This window comes from Streptomyces sp. MnatMP-M17 (assembly GCF_900091995.1).
GTDB lineage: Bacteria > Actinomycetota > Actinomycetes > Streptomycetales > Streptomycetaceae > Streptomyces.
Genome location: NZ_FMDK01000526.1, coordinates 1 through 10,218, shown reverse-complemented (window position 1 = coordinate 10,218; position 10,218 = coordinate 1). Strand labels below are relative to the sequence as shown.

General features: G+C 70.3%; 13 protein-coding genes and 1 pseudogene. 2 read left to right on the top strand and 12 right to left on the bottom strand.

The window, feature by feature from the left end; translation table 11 throughout:
- Positions 1–399 (bottom strand): hypothetical protein (locus GA0115259_RS23025; protein ID WP_202450259.1); only part of this gene is annotated, 399 nt, incomplete at its 3' end.
- A gap of 180 nt (positions 400–579) precedes the next feature.
- Between GA0115259_RS23025 and GA0115259_RS23020 the strand changes: the two genes are divergently transcribed.
- Positions 580–804 (top strand): hypothetical protein, encoded by a 225-nt coding sequence (locus GA0115259_RS23020; RefSeq protein WP_093600444.1) that lies wholly within the window; start codon positions 580–582, stop codon positions 802–804.
- Positions 805–1,006: 202 nt separating this feature from the next.
- On the opposite strand, the gene GA0115259_RS23015 is transcribed toward GA0115259_RS23020, so the two are convergent.
- Together GA0115259_RS23015 and GA0115259_RS23010 are read right to left on the bottom strand one after the other, a co-directional pair.
- Entirely contained in the window at positions 1,007–1,915 is a 909-nt protein-coding gene (locus GA0115259_RS23015; RefSeq protein WP_093600441.1) for a hypothetical protein, read from the bottom strand.
- Between the two features lie 128 nt (positions 1,916–2,043).
- Positions 2,044–2,397, bottom strand: a complete 354-nt coding sequence (locus tag GA0115259_RS23010; protein ID WP_141716662.1) for a hypothetical protein — start codon at positions 2,395–2,397, stop codon at positions 2,044–2,046.
- Between the two features lie 248 nt (positions 2,398–2,645).
- On the opposite strand from GA0115259_RS23010, the pseudogene GA0115259_RS23005 reads away from it, so the two are divergent.
- A pseudogene (locus tag GA0115259_RS23005) lies at positions 2,646–4,105 on the top strand (NF041680 family putative transposase).
- A gap of 448 nt (positions 4,106–4,553) precedes the next feature.
- Here GA0115259_RS23005 and GA0115259_RS23000 read toward each other — a convergent pair.
- From GA0115259_RS23000 to GA0115259_RS22970, 9 genes are all read right to left on the bottom strand, one after another.
- Positions 4,554–5,048, bottom strand: coding sequence for a hypothetical protein (locus GA0115259_RS23000; protein ID WP_093600435.1), 495 nt, complete (start codon positions 5,046–5,048; stop codon positions 4,554–4,556).
- A gap of 29 nt (positions 5,049–5,077) precedes the next feature.
- Positions 5,078–5,203, bottom strand: a complete 126-nt coding sequence (locus GA0115259_RS42075) for a hypothetical protein (protein WP_256098092.1) — start codon at positions 5,201–5,203, stop codon at positions 5,078–5,080.
- Between the two features lie 45 nt (positions 5,204–5,248).
- On the bottom strand, positions 5,249–5,386 hold the full coding sequence (locus tag GA0115259_RS40500; RefSeq protein WP_161230440.1) for a hypothetical protein: 138 nt from the start codon (positions 5,384–5,386) through the stop codon (positions 5,249–5,251).
- A gap of 48 nt (positions 5,387–5,434) precedes the next feature.
- Positions 5,435–6,292: a hypothetical protein gene (locus GA0115259_RS22995; protein ID WP_093600432.1), complete on the bottom strand. Its 858-nt coding sequence runs from the start codon at positions 6,290–6,292 to the stop codon at positions 5,435–5,437.
- A gap of 77 nt (positions 6,293–6,369) precedes the next feature.
- Positions 6,370–7,209, bottom strand: a complete 840-nt coding sequence (locus GA0115259_RS22990) for a DUF4097 family beta strand repeat-containing protein (protein WP_093600429.1) — start codon at positions 7,207–7,209, stop codon at positions 6,370–6,372.
- Between the two features lie 132 nt (positions 7,210–7,341).
- Positions 7,342–7,746, bottom strand: coding sequence for a DUF6205 family protein (locus GA0115259_RS22985; protein ID WP_093600426.1), 405 nt, complete (start codon positions 7,744–7,746; stop codon positions 7,342–7,344).
- Between the two features lie 327 nt (positions 7,747–8,073).
- Entirely contained in the window at positions 8,074–8,319 is a 246-nt protein-coding gene (locus GA0115259_RS22980) for a hypothetical protein (RefSeq protein ID WP_093600423.1), read from the bottom strand.
- Between the two features lie 7 nt (positions 8,320–8,326).
- Positions 8,327–8,545: a hypothetical protein gene (locus GA0115259_RS22975; RefSeq protein ID WP_093600420.1), complete on the bottom strand. Its 219-nt coding sequence runs from the start codon at positions 8,543–8,545 to the stop codon at positions 8,327–8,329.
- Between the two features lie 49 nt (positions 8,546–8,594).
- Positions 8,595–8,795 (bottom strand): hypothetical protein, encoded by a 201-nt coding sequence (locus tag GA0115259_RS22970; protein ID WP_093600417.1) that lies wholly within the window; start codon positions 8,793–8,795, stop codon positions 8,595–8,597.
- Positions 8,796–10,218 lie beyond the last annotated feature (1,423 nt).

The following is a 10,218-nucleotide window of genomic DNA, read 5'->3' as shown; positions in this document are numbered from 1 at the left end:
GTCCCGGCTGCCGTTACGGCCGTAGGCGCCGAGCTTGTGGAAGGTGGCGCCGGACTCGCGGCGGACCATGTCGAGGATGTCCTCGTGGTCCTCGATCTGGACGGCGGTGTACTGGTTGCCGACGCGGCCCACGTACTCGGCGTCACCCGTCAGCGGGTTGGTGCGGACGGCCGCCCGGGTGTCGGGCATGGCCAGCTCGGTGACGCCGGACTCGTCCATGTGACGGGCGCGGGTGTCGGTCCACAGCCGGACGTTCCAGTTGCGCAGGTGGCCCATGTCCAGGGCCTGGCGGGCGGTGTCGGCGGCCGACACGTCGGTGCCCAGGATGGTCCAGGCATCGGGGCGGCCCGGCGCGCGGCGGGCGGTTCCCTCGGTGCTGGGGATCTCAAGAACAGTCACAGCGTCTCCCTTGTCCAGTGGAGGCCCCGTCCGACCTCCTGGCACATATAATGTACCTCGCGGGGCCGTGAGAGTCAAGTTTTATGTGTCATTATGGTGTGGGGGTGGCCGGGTCCGCGAGAATGCGCCGCGGGGGTACGGGCGTCGCCGGGGCGAGTCATGACGAGTGAAGGACAAGAGATGGACAGGCGTACAGACAAGCGGGCGAACACCCGCGCCGCAGTGGTCGTCGCGGCGGGAGTCGCCGCCCTGGCTGTGGCCCTGGTGGCGGCATCGGAGAACGCGGACGGGCTCAGCCTCGCTGCCGCGGCGTGCACGGCCGCCTGCGCGGCGTGGCTCGCCTGGGACAGCTGGCGCCGGAACCGGCGGGAGCGGGCCGACAGGGCTGCCGGGGAGCGCCGCTGACGCGCCGCCGGCCAGCTGGGGGACGGCGGCGTGAACAGGCGCACATGAAGAGAGGGCCAGACGACAGGACCGAAGTCCTCCGCCCCCGAAGAGGCGGTGTGCAAGATCGTCTGGCCCCACGCTACGGACCGGCAAACCGGAGCCGTAAAGGAAGAGTGTATCGGCAGGGCCCTGTGCCCCGCCTGGTTTCACCGCTGGTGCGTCACCCGGCAGCGGGCAGCTTGTTGTTCCGGGCCAGCCACGCCCCGACCTCTTCGACGTCCCGGGTGGCGTTCTCGTCCTTGCCGGGGAAAGGGTCGCCGTACCAATAGGTGGCGTAGGTACGCTCGAAGTGCTTGACCTGGCTGACCGTGAGGCCGAAGTGCCGGGCCAGGGCCGTGGGACGCAGCCGTGCGGGCTGAGTCTGTGCCGGAGCTCCCCGGAGGAGCCGGCCGACCTGGCGGGTGTCCTCGATGCCGAGCACCTCCGACAGCCACTCGGCCGGAATCTTCGCTCCGGCAGCCTTCGCGGCCCGGGCCCGCTCGATGAGGTCGCGCTCGCCCAGCGTCAGGCCCTCCGCGTCGGAGTGATCCCGGCCGTCGTCGAGGTTCCGCAGCAGCCACCCGCGCACCTCGGCCCAGTCCCGCGTCCCCGCGTCGCCGGGTCCGGGCAGCGGGTCGTCGTGGCGCAGCAGCCACGACCGCACCTGCGGCCAGGACCGCTTGCCGTCGTCGCCCGCCGCCGGGAAGGGGTCCACGCACGTGCCCGGCTGGTTGGCGGTGATGTGGTGCCGCACGGCGGCCGGGGTGACCTTCAGGGCGTCGGCGAGCTCCTTGATGTTCATGCGCTCCAGCTCGGGCTGGACCTGCCGGGCGGTCTCGCTCATCGCACGCGGGCCGAGCCGGTCGTCGCTGGCGAAGGGCTGCTTCAGGTACCACTCCAGCACCTTGGCGTTGTTACGGAACTTCGTACGGCCCTTGCGCGGGGCGGACTCGCCCGGGAACGTCGAGTCGTGCGTGATCCAGTTCTGCACACCGGGCACACCCCGGCCCGTGGCGTCCGCGATGTCGCGCGTCGTGATGTCCTCGGGAAGCGCGGCAAACGCCTCGGTAACCTCCTGACGGCTCTTCATGGGTGACTCCAGTAGGGGTAGATCGTTCGGGCAGAAGGGGCGCGTACGACGCGGTCCACCCTCCCCCATAGTATCCATTAATTTATGCTATGAGGATCGGTCGTGTCAAGTTTTATGTGCGCCGGCGGTCAGCTGGAGCCGTACAGGGCGACCGCCGGCAGCGCGCCGGGCGGCGCCGCGTCGGCAGAGCTGCGGGGATGCATCTCGTAGAGCCCTCCGACCGAGCCGCGCCCGCTGAAGTCCGGTACGTACAAAGCGGTGTGCAGGAACGAGACGGGGGTGTAGTCGCCGCCATCGTCATAGTGGTCCGGCGGTGCGATCACTACGAGCGCGTTGTCGTCGACGTTGGCCAGCTCGGCGAGCCGGGCCCGCAGCTCGCCCAGGCGCATGCCCTGGGCCTGGACCGGCCAGGGGGAGGTCCACCCGTCGGCGACGCGGGCTTCCTCGGCGTCCTGCTGCGGGCCGGGGACAGGAGTGAGCATCCGGCAGGGGTACCGGTGTTCGCCGCCTCCGTTGCTGTAGGCGAAGCCGGCCCGCCACCACCCGGCGGGGATTCCCAGAGTGTCCTGGTCGATGCGGATGACGGCGCCCTCACTTGTTCTTTTTCTTCCGGTCTCGAACGACGTCTCGAACGGGGTCACTCACCAGGGAGTTTTCCGGACGTGGGGGCGGCCTTCGCCTGATCCTGTGCTCCGACCAAGGAGCGCACGTGACCGAGACGAAGGCCGTGATGGCGAGTCTGCCGTCTGATGATGTCCGCCCTGAAGCGTTCGCGGAAGCGTCACGCTTCCGGGGCGCTTTCTACGCATGTCTGACCGCCAGACGCGATGAATTGTTCGAGTTGGTGGACGCGGTCCTGTGTGCGGACGGCCCGGTGAAATCGCCGGTGGATCTGACGTTGGTGCCCGAACATCGCCGTGGGCACGGTGCGTTGTACGGCGCCCTCAACCGCGGCGGAGTGGACGTCGACCGTCTGCGGACGGTGCTGGCCGGGTTGCCGCTGCCGCGTTTCGAGGGCGGGCGCCTGGTGCTGGCGGTCGACGTATCGCCGTGGCTGCGCTCCGACGCGCCGTGCTCGGCGGACCGGCTGTTCTGCCACGTCTACGGCCGGGCGAAGTCCGCCTCCCAGTTCATCCCGGGCTGGCCGTACTCCTTCGTCGCCGTCCTCGAACCGGGAGCCACCTCGTGGACGTCGATCCTGGACGTGGTCCGGCTCGGACCCGAAGACGACGCGACCGCCATCACCGCCGCCCAGCTCCGCGCCGTGGCCGAACGGCTCATCTCAGCCGGCCAGTGGACGCCCGGCGACCCGGACATCACGATCGTCATGGACGCGGGTTACGACGTCACCCGCCTGGCCTGGGTCCTGCGGGATCTTCCCGTCGAACTGGTCGGGCGAATCCGCAGCGACCGGGTGATGCGACTGCCCAAGCCCTCGCCCAAGGAGTACGCCCTGGCCTACCCCCAGGGCGGCCGACCGCCGAAGCACGGCAAGGAGTTCCGCTTCGCCAAACCCGAGACCTGGCCCGAGGCGGCGGTCACCACCGTCACCGACACCGCCAACTACGGCAAGGCCGAAGCCCGAGCATGGGACCGGGTCCACCGAGGCTGACCCACCGTTCGGCCTGGCTGGAGCACGACGGTGAACTCCCCGTCATCGAGGGCACTTTGGTCCGGCTGAAGGTCGAGCACCTCTCCAAGGAACGGGAAGCACCGCCGGTATGGCTGTGGTCCTCCAAGACCGGCGCCGCCCCGGCCGACGTGGACCTGTGGTGGCAGGTGTTCCTCAGGAGATTCGATCTTGAGCACACCTTCAGGTTCGGAAAGCAGATTCTCGGCTGGACCACCCCGAAGGTCCGTACTCCCGAGGCCGCGGACCGGTGGACATGGCTCGTGGTCGTCGCCCACACCCAACTCCGCCTCGCCCGGCCGCTGGCCGCCGACCTCCGCCGGCCCCGGGAGAAGCCGGCCAAGCCCGAACGTCTCACCCCGGCCCGGGTCCGCCGGGGGTTCAGGAACATCCGAGCCCACCTGCTCTGCCCGGCCCGTGTTCCCCAACCACGCGGCGCCGGTCCCGGACGACCACCCGGGACCAAGAACCGCCATCCCGCACCCCGCTACGACGTCGGCAAAACCGTCAAACGCCCCGAGACCCTCAAGGCCATCGGCAGACCTGGCAGATCTTGGTAGATAAAGAACAAGCAGTACCTGTTCCATATCCCGGTTTTCGAGGTGTCCGGAGCTCTAGCCTGTAGTGGTGTCCGAGGGTTCCGGGCGACCCGGAGTGCGGGTGTGCGGAGGCTGCGGCGACCGGTTGAGGCCGGCCGTGCGGCCGGACGCCGTGTTCTGCTCGACGGCTTGCCGGTCCAGGTCATGGCGTCGGAATCGTCGGCTGCGGCGCCGGGTCGTGGCGGAGTTGAGCGGGTCGGGCCGGGTGGCGTGTGCCCGAGTGCGGGGCGACTTGGGTGGCGGGCGTGGATCGGCGTTCGGATGCCGTATCACGCTGATGACCAGGCGAATCACTCGCCGCACCTCCCGCCGGACCGGCCAGCCCGCCTCACGCGAGGCACAGCGGGACTGACCGCGGTCACCGCCGCGAACGCCAACCGCACCTTCCGACTCACGCAGGAACCAGGCGTCATTCCTGCCGCGGCGGTCGAATGACGCGGCTCTCCACACGACGGTAGGACAACTGCTGCTGGTACCAACGCTCATGTTCGGCGTCGCGGAATTCAAGCTTGCGCCAGCGGGAGTCCTGATAGCCAGGTGCGGAGCGCCAGTAGCCGACGAGGAGACAGAGAGTATTCCAATCGTCCCGGAGGCGATCCAGCCGCATCTCTGCCCGTACCCGGCGTTCCTCCTCAGTGGGCATCGGGGGCAGCGGAATCCCGACCGGAATACGGACACGGCCGGGCGTTCCGCCGGTGATGGTCCACTCCAAGGTGAGAACCAGCGTGGCCACTGCCTCTGCGAGTGCCGAGGCCGTGATGCCCTCCTCGCTGTCTGATGGGTGAGCACTAGCCGCTCGCTCCAGTCGAGGGAGCAGGAAGTCGCCGATCTCCCACACAACGTCAGTCGTCAGCTCATCGGCGTACTGCGGACCGCACTCCACCAGGTCGACATCGCTCGTCAAACCGCCCCCCTCTGGCTTGGCCTTGATGCTCAGAACCCGTCGCCCCATCCGAAGGTGACGCTGTACGCGCGCTGGAGTGCGTGCAGGCCCTCGTCCCCGTCGGCGACGAAGCGCTCCTCGCGACCAGATTGCGGTTCGTTCTCGTCGAAGTTCATCTCATCCCCCCTGGCGCTGACGCTACATGGACCTGGACCGCGCCGTCAGAGGAGCATCACAGGGATATGGAACAGGTACTCACGCAGGCCGGCAAACGTGGTGTCCCCCTGCAACGCCAGGGCATGGAGGTCTACTTCGACCTCGGTCACGGTCTCGTCCTCGCTATCGGTGCTGGTGCTCACAAGATCATGCTCCTTCGGGTGGGTTGGCGGATCGGGGAAAGGGCTGCGTCATGCCTCGGGGCGGGCGTCCGCGAGCAGTTCGGCCACGTAGTCCGCGAGGCACAGCAGCACCTCCGTGGCGGCGGCGTGGCTCAGGTCGCGGAGCTCGGCGCGTGCCTGGCGGACGTGCTCGCGGGCCGCATCGCGGTGGCGGATCGCCAGCGCAGCCGCGTAGGAACGGCTCGTGCGCAGCTCTCCGGCGGCAGCCCGCAAGGGGTCCAGCACGAGCGGAGGGAGCGCCCGCTCGGCTCCTGTGCGGCCCAGGGGCAGCGGGTGCGTGGTGTGCGCCTCGATGATGTGCGCCTCCCGGCGGAAGACGGCCTCCTTCTCGCTCGTCGGGCATGCGACGTCCCCGTGGTCGGCGCAGACGACGGCGTAGTCGGTGAACGGTCCGGCCGGCATGGGCTGGACCGTGATCCGCTCGTCGTCGGTGACGTCCGCGACGGCGAAGAGCGTCGGGCTGTCCGCAGGTACCGGGAAGCAGCGGCACGCCCGGAGGCGGTGCCGGTCGGGCTGCTCGTCCTCCCGGCAGTCGTGGAAGCGGCCGCCGGCGTCCACCACGAGTCGGCCCCGGCCGCGCTGGTCGGAGTCGAAGGTCGCGTCCGTCTCCAGGGCGCGCCGGTGGCGCCGGGCGATCGCCTCCAGCACGCCCCGGACGTTGAACCAGGCGAACGAGGGAGCCCAGCCGTCCTCCTCGTCCGCTCCGCGCACGCCGGCCAGGGCCCGGCCCTGGGGTGAGTCGGTGTAGAGGGGGACGACAGGGAAGAACGTGAGCTGCGTGGCCGTCTCGGGCTCCAGCAGGCTGAGGGGGACCGCGACATCGAAGGTGATGCGGCCGCAGTAGATCATGTCGTCTTCGTCGGACACGGAGTGCTCCCGGGGGAAGGGGGGTGGGGCCGGGCGGGAGCGGTTCGTCCGCCCGGCGTCGTGAGGTGGCGCGAGGGTCAGTGGTTGCGTGCCCGGCCGGTCATCGAGGACGTCCGCAGGTCGAGGTGCCCCGCACCGGTGGTGACGACGTCGCCGGATACGGAGTTGGCGCGCAGTACACCGGTCGATGCCGGGGTCGCGGTCACGCGGATGGTGCCGCCCGTACTTGCCGACTCGAACGCTTCGCCGCTGTAGGCGAGCACTTCCAGGGAGCCGGAAACGGAGGTGTGGGAGACGTTGCGGTCGACGCGCTCGGCCACGACGTTGCCTGAGACGGTGTTCACGGTCAGCCAGCCGACAGCGCCGCCGAGTTCGATGGCGCCGCTGACACTGGTGACACCCACGGCGGCGACGTCGCCGACGACCTCCAGGCCGGCGCTGGTGCTGGACAGCAGCACGGCGCACTCGCGCGGGAGACGGACGGTGACGGTGATGGTTGCTGCCGGACCGCCGACCACCGTTCCCTTGTCCACGACCACGCGGCCGTCCTGGACGACCTTGCGGCCGCCGATGAACACATCGCCCTCAGAGGTGGCCTGGATGCCGGAGCCGAAGGTCATGCCGCCGACGAAGGTGCCGTTCTCGCCGAAATTGTAGGTCGCCCCGGCGTGGCGGTGGGTGACGGGGCGGACTTCGGGAACCGTGACGCGAAGCCGCCTGCCGTAGTTGACCTGCTCCTCGGTGACCTCCGTGTCGTTGACCGCCTCGGCAAAGCGCCCGGAGTCCTCGCCGGTCTCGACGGTCACCTGGGCATGCCGCAGGCGGGAGTCGACGATGGCCTTCACCTTGCCGACCGGGCTGGTGACGTGCACGACGAGAGGCCCGGGGGAGGGGGCCCAGAAGTCGCGGATGGTCATGGAAGTCCTCGGGGGTCCGTAGCGTTGTGCGGCGCTCGCTCGCACCTTCGATCATTAATCTACCTGGCGGGTCACTGTGAGTCAAGTTTTATGTGTCGTTCGGGAAAGGGGCGCGCTGGTCCGGTCCCCTGGTCATGTCTCCGTGTCCCCCGGCCAGACCACAGTCGGCGTCACCTTCTCGGCACGTCCGTCGCGGACGACGACACCCCACATGTCGCTCCAGTGGTTGTCGCCCATGCACTGCAGCCGCCCGGTGAAGGTGTGGCCGGGGAAGGCGTCGAGGAGTTCCTGGAGCTCGTCCTCCATGTCGAAGGCGTCGAGGCGTTCGACGTCTGCGGAGATCACGCGGCGGGCCACCAGCTCGGTTGCCGTTTCGGGCGCCGCGCCGTCCGCCGGCTCCTCTCCGGCGTCCAGGCGGATGCACCGCTGTGCCTCTCCGCCGATCCAGGGGTCGTAGAAGGGCGATGCCTTCAGCGTGGCTCCCCGCAGCGGAGGTTCGATGAGAATCTCTCCCGACACCGCGGTGTAGTAGCTCATGGTCCGTGTCCCCCTTGTGAGTTCACGCAATGCGCATGCGCCCGCTGGACGCTCCCGAGTTGGCTTGGCCGGGGTTTCACCGGCGGTCGCGATCTGTCCGCGCGGCCGGGCGCCCGAGACCGTACGGACGGCGCCGGTCCGCCCGGCCGACAGCAGCGAAGGGGCCGGGGCCCGTCCGCGCGCAGGCCGGCGGGCATCATGCGAGGCCGGTCGGGCCATGCGGGTGGGTCCTCTTCGCGTAGCCGACCCGGGCGCCGGACCGGATCGTTCCGTGCAGGTGTTGGGTTTCGGCGGCGTCCGAACGGGCGCCGGGCCCGTTCACTGTCCTCACGATGCCGGCGGCTCGGGCTCCAGACCTTCGCCGGGGACGCGGCGCCACTGGGGCCGGCACTCCTCGATGTGGCCGTCCACCGAGGCGCCCGGCTTCGTCGCTGCGAAGTGGCGGCCCCAGAACGTCACATGGCCGCGGACCGGGCCCGGCTTCGCGTACGGGCCCTCGTACTCGGTGAAGGACGTGCCGTCGGCGTAGGTCTTGGTGATCACGGCGCGGTAGAGGCAGGCGTCCGCAGCCATGCCGATGTCACGTGCGATGGGCTTCTCCAGTCAGCTCGGGAACGGGGCTGCTGAGTCGGGCGTCCACCCGCGCGCACCAGGCGCGCAGCTGGTACCGGCCCCGTGGACTCCAGTCGGCGGGGTCGATGCCCGACGGCACGGGCACCCCGCGGTACTGGGTCCCGTCCGGAACCAAGGAGGCGCGGCCGGCGCGTACGTGGTTGACGCCGTTGTGACCGACCGGCATGGCGGACTCCTTGGGCGGGGCCAGGCGCGCGCGGGCGCCCGGCGGGGGGTTATGGACGGTCGCAGCTGGCGGCGTGCGCGCCCGCCATGTGGACCAGAACGTCGAGGCTGTCGTTGTGCTCGGCGTCGCACACGAGGGAGCCGCAGGTGGTGTGGACCAGCTCCAGGTCCTGCTTGACCGGATCGGCGGAAGCCCGCAGGACGTAGTGCTGGAGCATGCCGGGTCCGGTGTCGGCGAGGGTGTCGGTCACGCGTTCCTCTCCACGATGGGCCGGGACGGATGCGATCGAGCCGTAGGCGCCGACGGCGTCTCGCGGTGCACAGGCGTACCGTCCGCGAGCTCCGGCCGATACCTGCGACGTCCGTCCCCTCTTGAATCATTAATCTACCGCAAAGACGACCATAAGTCAAGTTATATGTGTCACTGGGGGGTGGGAGCACCAGCGGGTTCCGGGGCTACGGCAGCACGGACGCGAGACAGCCAGGGCTCGCCCGGCGCAGCGAACATCCCGGCCCCGGCGTCGGGGGCGCGGTGGCGGTAACGGCCGGCCCCCAGCTGATGCTGCGTGTCGTGTCCCCCGAGGGCCCGGGCGTGGCCGACCCCGCAGCAGCTGCAGCAGCCGGGCACCCGCTGCACGGCCCGGGACGCGCTACCCGGGTGCCGCACGCCGACGGCCAGGGCAGCGCTGCCAGCAGCACGCTGCGCGCGGACGTGTGCTGCTGCTCTCACCACGGGTGGCAGCAGGAAGACAGCCGGCAGCACGCTGCGGCACAGCGCGCTGCTACGGCTCACCTGCTGGTTTGCCGGGCAGCGCTGCACCGCCGGGGCCAGCCGCTGCTACGGCGCTGCTCAGCCCTGCAGAAGGCGGCGCTGCGTTGGTGCTGCCCCGAATGGGGCCCGCCGACCCCGGAGCAGCGCTGCACAGCCTCGCCGTGCCGACGGGTTGCAGCAGCCGCCGGCGCGCTGCGGTTCTGCTGCACCAGAGGGCTGCTGCGCGCCCTACGGCAGCAGAGCCTCCAGATCGGCGATGACGGCGCCCAGTTCACGGAAACCCACGCCGATCCCGATCTCGTCGTCCCGGCGCACGGCGCACGGCGAACGCGAGGCCGTCGAGCCGGATCATGCCGTCCGACAGGCTGACCGCGATGGGCCGTGCCTGCCGGGCGGGTGCCGCGCAGCAGCGCCTGGGCGTGCAGGAGAGCCGCCAGGAGGGCGGTCAGATCCGTGACAGGGACCTGGGCCGTGCGGGTGCCGAGGACGTCGGGCTCTCCCGGCTGCGGGTCAAGGCCGTCACGCGAGCGGCGCAGGCCGGCGGCAGTGGAGTACATCTCAGGCTCCGCGTAGGGAGAGGGAGCAGCGGTCACGACGATTCCTTCCGCAGGGATCAAGGGACGCCAAAACTGGCCCCGAGATTCATTAATCTGATGAGCGGGTCGGCCGCACGGAACTTCAAGACGCGCCTGGCCAGCGGGCCGCGAACAGCGGTGCTGCCCCGGTGTCTTCACCGCAGGGCCGGCGCTCAGGGTCAGCCCGGTGGCGCCGCTCCGGCTCTCCGGACAAGCGGCGGGACGACCGCGTACCGGTCGAGCGAACTCGGCGGAGCCTTTGTCGGCTCGGCCAGACAACGGGCCGGGAGCCCGGTGGCCCTCGGGTCGCCGGTGGAGCGGCGGGGG